Here is a 14,332-nt window from a genome sequence, read left to right as displayed (position 1 = left end):
CTCCCGCCCGGGAGGCGGCCTTTTCGTTTCAGGTCAGGCTCGCTTCAGAGGGTCAGGCGAACAGGTCCGGCCGTTCGAGACGCAGCCGGGACAGAAGCACCAGGGTCTTCATGTCCGCAAGACCGCCCTTGTCGGCGAGCGCCGCCAGGTCGCCCAGACCCATCTCGACGACCTCGATCTCCTCGTGCTCGACCTCCAGCCCGCCGCCCTCGGCCACCCGGTCCGTCGCCGAACAGGTCGCCAGGAACAGGGTGAGGGTCTCGGTCGTGATGGCCGGACTGCTGAAGGCCCGCCCCAGAGGCGTCAGGACGCCCAGCCGCACCCCGATCTCCTCCAGCGCCTCGCGCCGCGCGGCGGTCTCCGCCGTCTCGCCCGCATCGATCATCCCGGCCGGCGCCTCCAGCAGGTGCGGCTCGACCTCGCCCGCCACCAGCGGCCCGCTGCGCAGCTGGCGCACCAGAAAGGCCGTCCGCCGCTCAGGATCATAGGGCAGGACCGAGACCGCGTGGCCGTGGTCCTCGACCTCGCGCGTGATGATCGCCCCGCCGTCCGTCTCGATCGCGGCCTTCATCAGCCGCGACCAGCCGCGATACAGGTCCTCCACAGCGATCAGCCTGGCCATCCGCGTCCTCCTGGCCGATCCGCTCGACCGGCCTTGATCGCCGGGATAGACGAGACCCGCCCCAGAAGGAATGCGGCGCCCATGATCGACAGACCCGCCGCCACGAACGCCGCCGCCCCCTTTCTGGCCGTGGGCGCCGCCATGATTTCGGTCCAGGTGGGGGCCGCCTTGGCCAAGGGGCTGTTTCCGCTCGTCGGCCCGGAGGGCGTCGCCGCCATCCGCGTCGGCCTGTCGGCCCTGATCCTGGGCCTGGCCTTTCGCCTGTGGCGACTGAGGCCCGACCGTTCGACCCTGACGGCCCTGATCGGCTACGGCGGCATGCTGGGGCTGATGAATATCCTGATCTACAAGGCTTTCGCCTACATCCCCATCGGCGTGGCCGTCTCCATCGAGGTCGTCGGCCCCCTGGCGGTCGCCAGCCTGGCCTCGCGCCGGCCGACGGATTTCGCCTGGATCGGCCTCGCCGTCGTCGGCCTGTGCCTTCTGCCGCTGAACGGCCGGACGGAGGGCCTGTCGATTCCCGGCGTCCTGTTCGCCCTGGGCGCCGGGGGCTGCTGGGGCCTCTACATCGTCTTCGGCGCCCGGGTCGCCCCGCTCGGGGCCGGACGCAGCGTGGCGGCGGGCATGGTCGTGGCCGCCCTCATCACCACGCCCCTGGGCCTGATCCACGCCGGGCCGGCCCTGTGGAGCCCGCCGGTTCTGGCGATCGGCGCCGTCGTCGCCCTGATGTCCAGCATGATCCCCTATCTTCTGGACATGTTCGCCATGGCCCGGATGCCGCGCCGGGTCTTCGGCGTCCTGCTCAGCGCCTCGCCCGCCGTGGCCGCCCTGGCCGGGTGGATCATCCTGAAGGAGGCCCTGACCCCGCTCCAGTGGACCGGCGTCGCCGCCATCGTCCTCGCCTGCGCCGGCGCGGCCTGGAGCGCACGTTCGACGACATCACCGCCGCCCGCCGCCTGACGCGGGGACGGCGACTACTTGTCTCGAGAAGCGCCTGGTGGAGCCGAGGGGAGGCCCCATCTTTATAGGGAAAACAACGACTTAGTTGACAGTTATTGCACCGTGTAGTGCACTCGTGTGTAGCAGTTCGGGGCTGCCTTGACCAGTCTGCTGAACCCTACCTTGGAGGTTTGCTGGGTTCCTTTCCTGAGAATCTTTCGCTTGATCGGAGGCTGTGGTGTTGGGTTTTTCAGCACCGGATCGTTGATCTTGGTCGTTAGATTTTGGGTTAGAGGTTGGATAGCTGAGCACTAAGCAAAGCTGCGCCATCACTCCCAGAAGCAGAGGAGCGAGGCGTTGGCTTCTTGATGCAGGGAGACAGTCGTTTACCGGGTCGCGTAGCTACATGGGGTGCGTTCTGTACCGTTCACGGGCTTGATGGAGGCCCGTTCAAACTCCTAGTCGCGCTGTGGCGCCCATACTTCTTTCGGCGACAGTAGGTGGCTGTCGATGACCGTCAGAGAGGATGTCAGGCTATTTTCCTTTGACGCGTATGAGACCCAGCCGGGACCGTCGTGTAGCGCCTCTATGCGAAGAGAGCCGTTAGGATATAGCTCGCTCCAAAAGGCTGCATATTTCTCACGTACGGCGTCGAAACCTTCCGCTGCAACCTGATCCTTTGGAAGCACGATTAAGCCGTGGAAGTGAGGATGATCATCCCATTTTTCGGGGCTTACCCGAAACCAAAGCCGTTCTCTCTCTGGTCTCTCATAGTAGCGCCCACCAAATCGATCTCTATCCACTAATCTGTGGAATTCTCTGATCGCTTCATATCCCTTATGTAAGCCGACGTTCTTTTGATTAAATACGATTGTTATCGCGCAAGCGCACTCGCCCATCCATGCGGCATAGGCCTTTTCTATAAGTTTTTTGTTCACTAACTGTATTTTTTTGTTCTAGTTCTTATTCAAAATTGTTGATACGAGACATCTATATACATGAAAATGACTGGATTGTCAAATTAATACTTGACGGGCGCATCCGACGCAGGAATTGCGCCTGTTAGGCGGGCTTATGGGCCGGAATGAACCAATAACCGGCCGGTTAGGTACAAAAAACCCCGGCACAAAGGCCGGGGCTAATCACTGGTCACCGACTGTCGTTTACCTTCGAGGCTATTCGGCAGCCTTAGCTTTTCGGCCTTTGGGGGCAGGCGTAGCGGCTTTGGCTTGGCGTCCCTTCGATCCCAGACCAATCGACTTTGCGAGTTCCGAACGTCTGGCGCTGTAAGCGGGATGGGTCATCGGATAGTCAGCAGGAAGGCCGAACGTCGCCTTGTAGGTCTCGGGCGTATAGCCGTTCGTAGACAGGTGGCGCTTCAGGCTCTTGTACGCTTTGCCGTCGATGAAGCTCGTCAGGCTCTCCGCACCAATTGACTTGCGGATTTCAGCTTTGGATTTGGCGTAGCTCTCAGCGGGTTCGGTTTCCGCCTCGGGCTGAGTGGTCAGGCTGGAGAGCGTGGCATAGGTCGTGCGGATCAGGCTCTGAAGCTCATCCGGCGACAGACGCGTATTGGTGTTTGAAACATAGGCGCTGACAAGTTCGATGGTGCCATCAAGGCTATCGTCGGATGCGCTGTAGATATCTTCGCTCATTGTCTCTCTTCCTGCTGAAGACCCTCGGATAATACGATCCTAGGCCGTTGCAATCATTGCACTGACAATTTCTCGCGGAGATCGTGGTTCAGAAATCGGCCCATCCTATTTTTCAGGGATTTTTTGTCGTGCTTACATTTCATGTGCGGAAGAGGGCGGCATCCAAGATCGCTGGAAGTCGGCAGTTAGGACTCATGTGGTCGCTTCCAACTCGCCACGATGGCGGCTAGCCTCCGCTAATCGACTGATAAGCGCTGGCAGAAAATGAAAAGCACCTTCCCCGGCCACCACAAGCTAACCGACGCCGAGACCGAGGAACTTTGGAACTCGGCTACTTTCGTGTTCGATGCTTCCACCCTATTGAATCTTTATAGATATCCAAAATCCGTCCAAGCCGACATGATCCAATTCATGTCGTCGGTAAAGGATCGCTTGTGGCTTCCCTACCATGCGGCATTGGAGTTCAATCGCTCTCGGCTCAAGGTTGTCGCTGGTCAGAAGAAGAAATTCGACGATATTAGAACGGCAGCCAGAGGATGGCAGAGCACCGTTCAAAGCGAAATGAACAAACTTCAGCTCAACCAAAACTACTCAGTGGTGGCCACGAAGGCTTTCTCTGACGCCGTTCAGGCGGCTGTTGAGTCGTTCAACTCTCAAGTGTCGTCTGTAGAAAACGATTACTTTGATGTACACGGCGAAGATTACATCCAACGAGAGCTCTTTGCTATATTTGAAGGTAGAATAGGGCCCAAGCCGGATCAGAAGATTATTGATGATGTGTCAGCATCGTACGAATATCGCATGAAATACAATATACCTCCCGGCAATAGGGACGAATCAAAAACTGAGTTGTTTTCGTATGCAGGAATTCATTAAGAATCTAAGTTGGGCGATCTGATTATATGGCAACAAATACTGGCCAACTTTAGCGACTCGGCATGCGATTGCGTGATTTTTATAACCGACGACAAGAAAGATGACTGGTGGCTCGTTGTTTCTGGAAAAACTATAGGGCCTAGAGCCGAGTTAGCTGAAGAAATATCAAGACTAGCGGGCGTAAAAAGGTTCAAAATGTATGACACATCTAGTGTATTGGCGAGCGCTCAGAGATATCTTCAAGCGGATATTGATGATCAGTCCATAAAATATGCAGCGGGCGTTTTGGACGAGATACATAGTGAGCTATTGAACCCAACTCCGATATCCAAAGATGCTGTGCAGTTCGCTGTTTATAGCTGGATATCAGAGAGCATTGGAGGAATAATTAATGGAGCGCCAAACCTAGAAGGGTATGGCATAAAAATAACAGAGAGCCACGGTGGAGACCTGTTTGTCGATGTTGAGTATATATACTCATCAGAACAATTACCCCTGCTGAAAAGTATGCTAATTAATTACGATCCGTTATTTGACAATTCTAATCCTCAGAGGCTGTTAGTTATTGTTGGAAACAGCGCCGCCATGTGCCAGTCACTAGTGGGAATGATGACAAGCATAGAGATCGAAAGAGGGCAGAGAGCGAACGTCGCTGTTGGGTATATGGACTTTTCAAATGTTTGGAGATTTGTACCTCTTCGCTTGTTTGGATAGTGGGGTTCAGAAACGATGCTTTGGCGATTGTCGACCTCATTAGCCTTTGCGAAGGTGCAACAGCGATCCCTTGCACGCTGCATCTAAATCGACCGTTTTCGATACACCACCGCAGGCCGTATCGTAAAATAGCTTGACCCCATTTTCGATACACCTAGAATTTCGATCTAGGTTTTCGATACAGGGAGCGAGCCAATGAGCCGTACATTCGCCTATTGCAGGGTCAGCACCGGCGACCAGACCACCGACAACCAGATTCAAGAGATTGCCTCTGCTGGCTTCGCAGTGGATGACCACCGGATCATATGTGAGACGATCTCAGGATCGGTAGCCGCCTATGAGCGTCCCCAGTTTGCCAAGCTGTCTGATCGGCTGGAGAAAGGTGACGTACTGATCGTCACCAAGCTGGATCGTCTAGGGCGAAATGCCATGGATGTCAGGGCTACCGTCGAAAGGCTGGCTACCTCGGGAGTAAGGGTTCACTGCTTGGCTCTAGGCGGGGTTGACCTGACAAGCGCAGCAGGTCGCATGACCATGGGTGTCATTGCTGCCGTTGCCGAGTTCGAGAGGGACCTCCTTGTCGAGCGTACCCAGTCCGGACTCCAGAGGGCGAAGGGTGAAGGTCGGAGGTTAGGCCGCCCGCCTCTCTTATCGGCGACCATGCTTGCGGGAATTCGCACCAAACGATCTGAGGGAGCTTCACTTGGAGACCTAGCCAAAGAGTACGGCGTCACTCGGTCGGCCATCCAACGTGCGGTTAAGAGCCAGGTTCAGCCATAGCGGCTGACCTCGTGACACGATGGTCAACTGACCCTACTGTCTCCATTCCGGCAAAGGAGTGCGTGATGATTGAAGGGTTTGATGAAGCTTCGTTCAGCGCGGAGCTCCCCCTCTATTTCACTCCGGCAAAGCCAATTTCTCGTCCAGAGCATTTATATGGGCGTGATGCGAAGCTGAGGGCGATTAGCCGCGCCCTAGGATCGCCGGGAAAGCACATCTTCATCTATGGAGATCGCGGCGTTGGGAAAACGTCTTTGGCAAAGACGGCATTCCAGCTCCACCGCCCCGCGTGCGAGGATGCACCGATAATCGTCTGTGAAAATGACTCGAAGTTTTTCGAACTCGTCGATGCCATGCGCCGTCAACTGGTCCTGACTGGGCAGGCGGCACAAGTTGGACAGCGCTCATCCCACGCTTTCCAGACCGACCCGATGCAAAACAGCGGCCTAGAACTACCCACATTGCGCAATATGAACGACGTTGTTGAAGTCCTACGCTCTATCGCTCCCAAGAGCGGTCAGCCTGCCGTCGTTATAGTTGACGAATTTGATCAATTGCCGGGCGACTCGGAGAAGAAAAACTTTGCCGACCTGATCAAGCAGCTTTCTGATCAGGACGTGAATATTAGACTTATTATTTGCGGCATCGGACGATCTCTTGAAGAGCTTATTGGAACACATTTATCGACAGATAGATACCTAGCTGCGGTTTCTCTTGACCAAATCCCCCACGATTCAAGGTGGAAAATAATTGAGGCGGCCTGCGAAAGGTTCGACGTTAAAATTGATCGAGACAGCATTATCCGCATCGGTCAAATTAGTGATGGCTTTCCCTACTATATACACCTGATGGGTGAGAAGATATTTTGGCAGGTTTTCGATGATCATGAAAATGTCAAAATCGTAAGCAAAGATCATTATAAAATGGGGATTCAATCCGCTATTGAAGAGTCTCAGACCTCTCTTAAGCAAGCTTATGAGCTCGCAACTCAAAAGCATAAACTTTCTGAAGACTATCAAGATGTTCTATGGTCCGTTGCCGACGGGACGCTAATGTCTAGGCAGGTGAGTGATATATTCCAAAATTCATACTTAGAAATAATGGATTCAATGAACTCTAGGAAGGCACTCTCTAAGGAGGCATTCTACCAGAGAATGAATAAGCTGAAGACGGAAAGTCACGGAAGAATTATAGTGGGAAACCAGCAGGGGTGGTACGGTTTTCGGGAGAATGTGGTCAGAGGATATGTAAGACTTCGCGCCGAACGTGCTGGCGTAAAGATCGGTATCGATCATATTCGGGGGTAAGATGGCTGACGGCACGATCCCAGTCTGGTTTCATACAGCCTTAGCAGTTGGCGCCATCGCCAGCCCCATTGCTGCATACCTTGTGGCAAGAAAAAATGTTTCCGCTGTAATTGAATCGGCGAACAAACAGATAAAATCTGCCCAGAAACTAGCAAGTGATCAAATAGTCGCATCCGTAATATCGGCTAACAGGCAGAAATGGTTGGATGCAGTCAGGGATGATATCTCTGAATTCGTATCTGAACTTCAGGCCCTTAGAGGCATTTCGGTGACTAGCGCGTCGTATCAGAAAGATAAATCTGACGTTGTTAAACGTCTCAGATTCTTGCACACGCGCATCCAACTGCGACTAAATCCCGATAAAGAAGACCAGAATGAAATTATAAAAGATATAGACCTAATTTTGGAAAATATCGGATCACCGGATGTTGACCAGAGGATCGATGCCTTAGTCCTAAAAGGTCAGACATTATTTAGGTCTGTATGGAAAAAGGTGAAGACTGGCAGCTAGTAATTACATCAATTTGTTGATAACTTATAAGATGCATTCCGCTCTACTTACTACCGACAATACGGCTAAATATTAACTTTGAATCCTCGTCGACCGCACTTATCAAATCGATAAATTCAATCACGTCGATCCTTCTCTCTCCGCGCTCTAATTTTGAAATGTAGGATTGGGGCTTGTTAAGGCGGGCCGCCAACTCAGCCTGCGTTAATCCCGCATCCACTCGGACGCGCTTCAGAACATCCAAAAGCTCGGCGTAGCGTTCGGTGTGTAGCGACTTCGTCATATGCGCCGTCCGTGTGAACGACGCTTTGCCTAAAACCCGATTTCGGATATCCCAGTATGGGTTATTTGGAGGGGTTCACATGTACGGTTTCATCATGACCGTTGCGACTATCGGGTTTTTGACGGGCTTAATCGGCTCTGGGCTCAGACTCCCGTTCTTCGGCAACAACCGGGGGATAGGGCTGGTGGTCTGCATCCTCTCCCTTGTGATTGGCGTCCCGCTCGCAAAGGCCGTTCGAACGCCTGCGCAGGTTGCTGAAGACGCTAGTACTGACGAACGTATCGCCGCTGCCGACGCGAGGGGAAAAGCGGTGGATGACGCTAGGAAGGGAAATGAGGGCTACTCTGACACGGCCGTCATCGCGGGTGCCAAGTCGGCAGTCCAGCGGAAGCTCGTTGATGATCGGTCTGCCCGCTTCAGGGACGTGACCGTTGTGGTTCAGGCTGGTGGCACCAAAGCCGTTTGCGGAGAGGTGAATTCCAAGAACCGTGCTGGGGGCTATGCCGGGTATCAGCGCTTCATCTCGGCTGGCACCGACGAACACACCTATCTTGAGGAACAGGTGCCGGACTTCGCTACAGCTTGGAATCAGGTCTGCGTGAGGTAGCGCTCTTGGTGGGGTGACCACCGTTGCAATCATTGCATTGGCGAACTTCCACAGCCCATTTCGGACCACCACCGAATCCATGTTCCTATTTTGTTCTTCCGCTTCTAGCTTCCTGCTTGGGTCGATTGAAGCAGGAGAGAGACATGGAACTGACAGACCCACATACTGCCAAGCTGCGTGAGCTAGCTCGATCCCTGATGAGTGAAGGTTCGGATTGGAAGGCAGGCGTTGGGGCCTTGATCCGGGAAGTTGAGGCCATAGAGCCGGGCTTCATCCAAAAGATTGCTGCGGGTGATCAGCTTCGTCGTTTGGGCTTGCGGGTACAGGATCGATGGTGAGCTAACCATTCAAGCTGGCGGCTCGATAGTCGGCAGGCCCGGGATTCGAATGCTGTTCATACCCTCAACAATTCGACGTCGGCTGAAGCCCAGACCGTAGCTTCCCGCAACACCCTTCGGCGAGTGCCCCATGATGGCCCGCTGAAGTTCCTCTGAGACGCCAGATTCCCGGCCAGCATCCTTCAAGGTGTGCCGGAACGAGTGATAGACCTTGCGTTGATCCGTCACGCCACAATCGGCCCTCAGATAGCCACTGAACCATTGTCCCCATTTGTGCGCTCGCTTGCCCGATTGATGGGCGGTCAGGCGGGGAAAGAGTTGGGTCTCGCCGCTAGCTCGAACAGTGTCGGCATACCTGAGAAGCCCCAGCCGCACCAACTCAGGGTGCACTGGGGTCGTGCGTTCACTGTCGTCGTTTTTAAGCGTTCTATTTGCATCAAGATCGGGAGCAAATTGGAAGAACCAAGCCGTCTGTGCCGTTCCGTCCTCTGCGTCATATCCAAGCTCAATTAGGTCGTTCACCCGCAACCCTGCGATCTCCTCAAGACGGGCACCTGAGAACAGAGCGATCAAGGGCAGCCAAAAGGCGGCTTCACCACGCCCCTGTAGCGGACGCTTCCCGTCTTTGTGGACCGGGCCATTAAACAGGCGCTGAAGGGCGGAGTCATCGAAGGGCACCCTAGCCTTCACCTTCGACTTTGGAGCCTTTACCCCATCGGCAGCCTTCTCAGTGATCAGGCGGTTCTCGTGCCCATAGTTGATCAGCGTCTTAAGGCGAGAGAGCTTGGTTTTCAGGTTGGCCGCTGAAATACCCTTCTCAACAAGCTTGTCTTTAAAGAGGATAACGTCGGATCGGGTGATTGATCCTGGCTCCTTTCCCACAAGCTCCAGAAACTGCATCGCTACCGATTCATGGGCTTTCCGGGTCTTGGCGGCGGGGGTCCTTTCGGCAGCCCATCTATGGACCAGCCTATCCCAAGTCAGGCCTTTGGCAGCGGAAGTGTCGGCACCTTCATCTGCGCGAGATGGCGTGGCTACGTAACCCGTCTCAGTCGCACTAGTCACACCTTCAAGACTTGCCTTCATCAGGTTGATGATTCCGGCAAAGCCAACAGTCCCAGAACGCTTATTCAGGCCGCGAGATTCTTCAACCGGCTCGACAGACTGCTTATTTGCTTGGCCGGACACGACACCAAGAGCCCTCCTCGCTTCATCGAACTCTCTGTTAAATCGGACCCATTCCAGCGCCAGACGCTTCTTCGCTTCTGGGTAGTCGGCAGTACCGAGACTCTTGGTAATCGCCTGTCGCCCGTAGCTCTCCACAAGGTCCTGAGGCACTCTCCGTATGACGTAGTATCGAGCACCACGACGTCGCAATCCGGTTGGCATGGGTTCCTCCGCATGTGTAGCATCCACGCGCATCAACCAGCCTCCAAGGTATTGATTTCGCCTGCTTATCCATCAAATCATATGCTTATGATCGGATGGTGGAGCCGAGGGGAGTCGAACCCCTGACCTCGTCATTGCGAACGACGCGCTCTACCAACTGAGCTACGGCCCCGTTTCCGGGCCCGCACGGATGTGCGGGATGCAGGCGAGCGCGGGACATAGGCGGGGCGGGGCGGGGCTGTCAACGGCCTCCGGCGGACAGGGCGAGGGTTCAGGCGCTTGCGCGGACCAATCGTCGCGCGCGCCGCCTGTCGCCATGGCCGAGGTTTTTCTCTAGAAGCCGGGGATCAACCGGAGCATTCGCCTTGGGCCTCGCCGTCGCCGCCATCAACTTCCTGTTCTTCGTCGCGGGCGCGCTCCTGCAGCTGCTGGTCTTCGCCATCATCATCAGCGCGATCCTGAGCTGGCTCTTCGCCTTCGACGTCGTCAACTACCGCAACCGGTTCGTGGCCGGGCTGGCCGACGCCCTGGACCGGATCACGGGGCCGATCCTGGCCCCGTTCCGCCGGATCATCCCGTCGCTGGGCGGCATCGACGTGACGCCGATCATCGTTCTGATCCTGATCTCGGGCATCCAGCGCATCCTGTTGCCCGCTGCGCACCAGGCGGCGCTCGGCTTCGCCTATATGTGAGCACGGCCGTCGCCGGCGCCCGACACGGAAGCCACAGTTTGGCCGATGATCCGATTCCAGCCTTGCGCCTGCGCCACAGCTTTCTAAGGTGCGGCGCTCTGTAAACGAGGCCGCACGGCAAACCGACCGCATGACCACGCCGACCGCATGACCAAGATCGCGACAGTCGCCATCATCGGCGCCGGCCAGATGGGCGTCGGCATCGCCCACGCCGTGGCCCTCGGCGGCTATCAGGTGCGTCTGTACGACATCGAGCCGGGTCGCCTGCCGATCGCCCTGGGCGAGATCGGCGCGAACCTGGCCCGTCAGATCGGCAAGGGAACCGTGACCCAGGCCGGGGCGGACGCGGCCCTGGCCCGCATCGCCACCGTTCAGACCCTGGCCGAGGCCGGGTCGGCCGATCTGGTCATCGAGGTCGCCGTCGAGGACGAGGCCGTCAAAAAGGCCCTCTATGCCGCCCTGACCCCGCATCTGGGCGCCGACACCCTGGTGGCCTCCAACACCTCCTCCATCTCCATCACCCGGCTGGCGGCGACGACCGACCGGCCGGACCGCTTCATCGGCCTGCATTTCATGAAGCCGGCGCCGGTCATGGGCCTGGTCGAGATCATCCGCGGCATCGCCACCTCGGCCGAGACCTATGAGACCGCCGTGGCCTTCGCCGAGAGCTTGGGCAAGACCACGACCAACGCCGAGGACTTCCCCGCCTTCATCGTCAACCGCATCCTCGTGCCGATGATGAACGAGGCCATCTTCACGCTCTATGAGGGCGTCGGCGACGTGGCCTCGATCGACAAGGCGTTGAAACTGGGCGCCAACCATCCGATGGGGCCGCTGGAGCTGGCCGACTTCATGGGGCTGGACGTCGTCCTGGCCATCATGAACGTACTGTACGACGGTCTCGCCGACAGCAAATACCGCCCCTGCCCCCTGCTGGTGAAATATGTCGAGGCCGGCTGGCTGGGCCGCAAGAGCGGGCGCGGCTTCTACGACTATTCCGGCCCCTTGCCGACACCGACGCGGTAGGCCGGTGAAGCTGCCCCGGTTCGATCGCCTCGAAGACATTCCCGGCCAGGTCCGCGTCCAGTGGCGGCGCGAGCCGACCGCCAAACTGCTCGCCGGTCTGGCCGCCGTCTGCTGGCCGCCCCTGATCCTGACCCTGGCGATCTGGCCGCCCAAGAACTGGCTGCCGGGGGGCGAGACCGACTGGCGGCTTCTGGTCCTGCTCATCGGCCTGATCGCGACGCCCCTGGGCCTCTGGTATCTGGGCCGGGAACGCGACCTGTCGGGTCGGCCCGCGACCCGTCTCGGCGTGGTCTGGCGCTTCATGCTCTATGGCGGCCTGCTGGCGGCGGGCCTGCAGATCCTGCTGGCCCTCATCCTGGTCGTCTTCGGCTGGTTCGAGGCCGGGGGCTTTTTCCAGGGTCTGGGCGCCACGGAGACGACCCTGCTGATCTATGGCGTCGGCGGGCTGCCGGTCGCCATTCTCGTGGGGGTCAGCTACGCCCTCTGGGCCGGGCTGTGCGTGGCCTTCATCGCCTTCCAGAAGTCTCCCGAGGCTGTCAACGACCGTCTCGGCCTGATGGGCGACCACCGCTAGACGCCCCCCGTCGTTGCCGCAACGGCCCGCATGGCTTATGCGGCGCGGCATGACCGACGCCTCCACGCCTGACACCTCCCTGGCCGAAACCCCCGCCGACGCCCGACCCGAGGCCCGCGCTCCGCGCGGCTTCGCCGACCGGCGCGGCCCCGAGGCCCTGTCCGAGCGCCGTATCGTCCAGACCCTGGCCCCCGTCTATGAGCGCTGGGGCTTCGAACCACTGGAGACGGGCGCGTTTGAGTACGCCGACGCCCTGGGCAAATTCCTGCCCGACGCCGACCGGCCGAACGAAGGGGTGTTCGCGCTTCAGGACGATGACGACCAGTGGATGGCCCTGCGCTACGACCTGACCGCGCCCCTGGCCCGCTACGCCGCCCAGAACTGGGAGACCCTGCCCAAGCCCTTCCGCCGCTACGCCTATGGGCCTGTGTGGAGGAACGAGAAGCCGGGCCCCGGCCGCTTCCGCGAGTTCTGGCAATGCGACGCCGACACCGTCGGTTCGGACCGGCCCGAGGCCGACGCCGAGATCGTGGCCATGGCGCTGGAGGGGCTCGACGCCCTCGGCCTCGGCGGCCAGGCCGTGGTCAAGATCGCCAGCCGCAAACTGGTCAACGGGGTGCTGGAGGCGGCCGGCGTCTCGGGCGCGGCCCAGACCCTGACGGTGCTGCGCGCCATCGACAAGCTGGACCGGCTGGGCTTGGAGGGGGTGACCCTGCTGCTGGGCGAGGGCCGGCTGGACGAGTCCGGCGACTTCACCAAGGGCGCCGGCCTGTCGCGCGCCGGGATCGACGCGGTTCTGGCCTTCCTGTCGGTGCCGTCCGAGGCCGAGCGGTCGGCCGTGCTGAACGCCCTCGATCCGGTGCTGGGCGGCACCCGCGCCGGGGCCGAGGGTCTGGCCGACCTTCAGAAGATCGACGCGGCCCTGACGGCCTTCGGCGTGGGGTCGGCGGCCCGTTTCGATCCGGCCGTGGTGCGGGGTCTGGAATACTATACCGGCGCGGTGTTCGAGTCCGAGCTTCTGGCCGACACCCGCGACGACAAGGGGCGGCCGGTCCGCTTCGGCTCGATCGTCGGCGGCGGCCGCTATGACGGACTGGTGGCCCGCTTCACCGGACAGGACGTGCCGGCCACCGGCGCCTCGTTCGGAGTGTCGCGCCTCGCCGCCGCCCTGCGCGCCGCCGGTCTGGACGGCGCGGAGGCCGCGCGCGGCCCGGTGGTGGTCATCGCATTCGACGACGCCGACATGCCCGCCTATATGGCCGCCGCCGCCGAGTTGCGCGCCTCAGGCGTCCGGGCCGAGGTCTATCTGGGTCGGGCGGGCATGAAGGCCCAGATGAAGTACGCCGACCGGCGGGGCGCTCCCGCCGCCGTCATGCTGGGCGGAAACGAGATCGCGGCCGGTCAGGTCACGATCAAGGATCTGGACGCCGGGCGTCAGGCCGCTGCCGGTCTGGCCGACAACGAGGCCTGGAAGGCCGCCCGCCCCGGCCAGCAGACCGTGACGCGCGGCGACCTGGTCAAGGTTGTCAGAGGCATTATCGAAGCTTCTTCGATAAAATAGATGACAGACACGTGACTTATCGACGTTCAGTCAGAAAACCGGCTGAATTGATGAGGGTCTCGGTTGACGCAAACCCGTCAAAGGGCGCATCTGAACTCACTCGAACGGCGCGGCGCTGAGGCGCAGCCGCCCGACGGAGGCGTTTCGGGGAGGAAACGTCCGCTCCTTAGAGAGCAAAAAGAAGCCCGCTGCGATGTATCCCCCGCAGCGGGCTTTTTTAATTCTTCGACAGTCGGCCCGCCCTTCGCGTGGCAAGATGAAACAGAGTGTGGCGTGCGCGCCCGACCTGGATTCCGCTTTCGACCCGTTGCGGACCTTAGTTCGCGCGTCGCGCCTGCTCGGACTTAACCGCGCGACGCTTCTTCAGGAACAGCTTTGAGAGAAGCGGTGACAGGGGCGTCGCTAATCTGCTCGTTACGCGCGCCGCTTCCTTCTCAAGCTCAGCGTCCGACAATCCG

General features: G+C 58.8%; 15 protein-coding genes, 1 tRNA gene and 1 pseudogene. 11 read left to right on the top strand and 6 right to left on the bottom strand.

The window, feature by feature from the left end:
• Positions 1-52 precede the first annotated feature (52 nt).
• Positions 53-622 (bottom strand): NUDIX domain-containing protein, encoded by a 570-nt coding sequence (locus ACT6QK_RS01875; protein WP_444596129.1) that lies wholly within the window; start codon positions 620-622, stop codon positions 53-55.
• Positions 623-703: 81 nt separating this feature from the next.
• Here ACT6QK_RS01875 and ACT6QK_RS01870 point away from each other — a divergent pair, with 81 nt between their 5' ends.
• On the top strand, positions 704-1,582 hold the full coding sequence (locus ACT6QK_RS01870) for an EamA family transporter (RefSeq protein WP_444596128.1): 879 nt from the start codon (positions 704-706) through the stop codon (positions 1,580-1,582).
• A 437-nt stretch (positions 1,583-2,019) separates the two neighbouring features.
• Here the strand turns inward: ACT6QK_RS01870 and ACT6QK_RS01865 are convergent, their stop codons facing one another.
• Together ACT6QK_RS01865 and ACT6QK_RS01860 are read right to left on the bottom strand one after the other, a co-directional pair.
• A complete protein-coding gene (locus ACT6QK_RS01865; protein ID WP_444596127.1) occupies positions 2,020-2,499 on the bottom strand; it encodes a hypothetical protein in 480 nt (159 codons plus the stop codon).
• 237 nt (positions 2,500-2,736) lie between these two features.
• Positions 2,737-3,216 carry a MucR family transcriptional regulator gene (locus ACT6QK_RS01860; protein WP_444596126.1) on the bottom strand — a complete coding sequence of 160 codons (480 nt, stop codon included), beginning with the start codon at positions 3,214-3,216 and terminating at the stop codon, positions 2,737-2,739.
• A gap of 264 nt (positions 3,217-3,480) precedes the next feature.
• On the opposite strand from ACT6QK_RS01860, the pseudogene ACT6QK_RS01855 reads away from it, so the two are divergent.
• The 4 genes and pseudogenes from ACT6QK_RS01855 (at position 3,481) to ACT6QK_RS01840 (ending at position 7,404) form a co-directional block, all read left to right on the top strand.
• Positions 3,481-4,806, top strand: a pseudogene (locus ACT6QK_RS01855) (PIN-like domain-containing protein).
• Positions 4,807-5,001: 195 nt separating this feature from the next.
• Entirely contained in the window at positions 5,002-5,586 is a 585-nt protein-coding gene (locus ACT6QK_RS01850; RefSeq protein ID WP_444596125.1) for a recombinase family protein, read from the top strand.
• A 65-nt stretch (positions 5,587-5,651) separates the two neighbouring features.
• A complete protein-coding gene (locus tag ACT6QK_RS01845) occupies positions 5,652-6,893 on the top strand; it encodes an AAA family ATPase (RefSeq protein ID WP_444596124.1) in 1,242 nt (413 codons plus the stop codon).
• 1 nt (position 6,894) lies between these two features.
• Entirely contained in the window at positions 6,895-7,404 is a 510-nt protein-coding gene (locus ACT6QK_RS01840) for a hypothetical protein (RefSeq protein ID WP_444596123.1), read from the top strand.
• Positions 7,405-7,447: 43 nt separating this feature from the next.
• On the opposite strand, the gene ACT6QK_RS01835 is transcribed toward ACT6QK_RS01840, so the two are convergent.
• Positions 7,448-7,687, bottom strand: coding sequence for a helix-turn-helix domain-containing protein (locus tag ACT6QK_RS01835; protein WP_444596122.1), 240 nt, complete (start codon positions 7,685-7,687; stop codon positions 7,448-7,450).
• A gap of 79 nt (positions 7,688-7,766) precedes the next feature.
• Here ACT6QK_RS01835 and ACT6QK_RS01830 point away from each other — a divergent pair, with 79 nt between their 5' ends.
• Both ACT6QK_RS01830 and ACT6QK_RS01825 read left to right on the top strand, forming a co-directional pair.
• Positions 7,767-8,294, top strand: coding sequence for a hypothetical protein (locus tag ACT6QK_RS01830; protein ID WP_444596121.1), 528 nt, complete (start codon positions 7,767-7,769; stop codon positions 8,292-8,294).
• A 143-nt stretch (positions 8,295-8,437) separates the two neighbouring features.
• Positions 8,438-8,632 carry a hypothetical protein gene (locus ACT6QK_RS01825; RefSeq protein ID WP_444596120.1) on the top strand — a complete coding sequence of 65 codons (195 nt, stop codon included), beginning with the start codon at positions 8,438-8,440 and terminating at the stop codon, positions 8,630-8,632.
• A gap of 9 nt (positions 8,633-8,641) precedes the next feature.
• Here the strand turns inward: ACT6QK_RS01825 and ACT6QK_RS01820 are convergent, their stop codons facing one another.
• Entirely contained in the window at positions 8,642-10,021 is a 1,380-nt protein-coding gene (locus ACT6QK_RS01820; protein WP_444596119.1) for a DUF6538 domain-containing protein, read from the bottom strand.
• 96 nt (positions 10,022-10,117) lie between these two features.
• Positions 10,118-10,193 (bottom strand) — tRNA-Ala (locus ACT6QK_RS01815).
• Positions 10,194-10,386: 193 nt separating this feature from the next.
• On the opposite strand from ACT6QK_RS01815, the gene ACT6QK_RS01810 reads away from it, so the two are divergent.
• The 4 genes from ACT6QK_RS01810 (at position 10,387) to hisS (ending at position 13,874) form a co-directional block, all read left to right on the top strand.
• Positions 10,387-10,713 (top strand): YggT family protein, encoded by a 327-nt coding sequence (locus ACT6QK_RS01810; protein ID WP_444596118.1) that lies wholly within the window; start codon positions 10,387-10,389, stop codon positions 10,711-10,713.
• 147 nt (positions 10,714-10,860) lie between these two features.
• Positions 10,861-11,739: a 3-hydroxybutyryl-CoA dehydrogenase gene (locus ACT6QK_RS01805; protein ID WP_444596117.1), complete on the top strand. Its 879-nt coding sequence runs from the start codon at positions 10,861-10,863 to the stop codon at positions 11,737-11,739.
• Between the two features lie 4 nt (positions 11,740-11,743).
• The gene (locus ACT6QK_RS01800) at positions 11,744-12,313 is read left to right on the top strand and encodes a phthalate transporter (RefSeq protein WP_444596116.1); all 570 of its coding nucleotides are present in this window, start codon (positions 11,744-11,746) and stop codon (positions 12,311-12,313) included.
• 49 nt (positions 12,314-12,362) lie between these two features.
• Positions 12,363-13,874 carry a histidine--tRNA ligase gene (gene hisS / locus ACT6QK_RS01795; protein ID WP_444596115.1) on the top strand — a complete coding sequence of 504 codons (1,512 nt, stop codon included), beginning with the start codon at positions 12,363-12,365 and terminating at the stop codon, positions 13,872-13,874.
• Positions 13,875-14,332 lie beyond the last annotated feature (458 nt).

It is taken from the genome of Brevundimonas sp. (genome assembly GCF_052436175.1).
Lineage (GTDB): Bacteria > Pseudomonadota > Alphaproteobacteria > Caulobacterales > Caulobacteraceae > Brevundimonas.
The sequence above is the reverse complement of the archived record's forward strand: the minus strand, read 5'-3'. Positions and strand labels throughout refer to the sequence as shown.

Bases quoted from the DNA above. Each gene is read 5' to 3' on its own strand.
- ACT6QK_RS01875 (WP_444596129.1), bottom strand. From the start codon at position 622: ATGGCCAGGCTGATCGCTGTGGAGGACCTGTATCGCGGCTGGTCGCGG.
- ACT6QK_RS01870 (WP_444596128.1), top strand. From the start codon at position 704: ATGATCGACAGACCCGCCGCCACGAACGCCGCCGCCCCCTTTCTGGCC.
- ACT6QK_RS01860 (WP_444596126.1), bottom strand. From the start codon at position 3,216: ATGAGCGAAGATATCTACAGCGCATCCGACGATAGCCTTGATGGCACC.
- ACT6QK_RS01850 (WP_444596125.1), top strand. From the start codon at position 5,002: ATGAGCCGTACATTCGCCTATTGCAGGGTCAGCACCGGCGACCAGACC.
- ACT6QK_RS01845 (WP_444596124.1), top strand. From the start codon at position 5,652: ATGATTGAAGGGTTTGATGAAGCTTCGTTCAGCGCGGAGCTCCCCCTC.
- ACT6QK_RS01840 (WP_444596123.1), top strand. From the start codon at position 6,895: ATGGCTGACGGCACGATCCCAGTCTGGTTTCATACAGCCTTAGCAGTT.
- ACT6QK_RS01835 (WP_444596122.1), bottom strand. From the start codon at position 7,687: ATGACGAAGTCGCTACACACCGAACGCTACGCCGAGCTTTTGGATGTT.
- ACT6QK_RS01830 (WP_444596121.1), top strand. From the start codon at position 7,767: ATGTACGGTTTCATCATGACCGTTGCGACTATCGGGTTTTTGACGGGC.
- ACT6QK_RS01825 (WP_444596120.1), top strand. From the start codon at position 8,438: ATGGAACTGACAGACCCACATACTGCCAAGCTGCGTGAGCTAGCTCGA.
- ACT6QK_RS01820 (WP_444596119.1), bottom strand. From the start codon at position 10,021: ATGCCAACCGGATTGCGACGTCGTGGTGCTCGATACTACGTCATACGG.
- ACT6QK_RS01805 (WP_444596117.1), top strand. From the start codon at position 10,861: ATGACCAAGATCGCGACAGTCGCCATCATCGGCGCCGGCCAGATGGGC.
- hisS (WP_444596115.1), top strand. From the start codon at position 12,363: ATGACCGACGCCTCCACGCCTGACACCTCCCTGGCCGAAACCCCCGCC.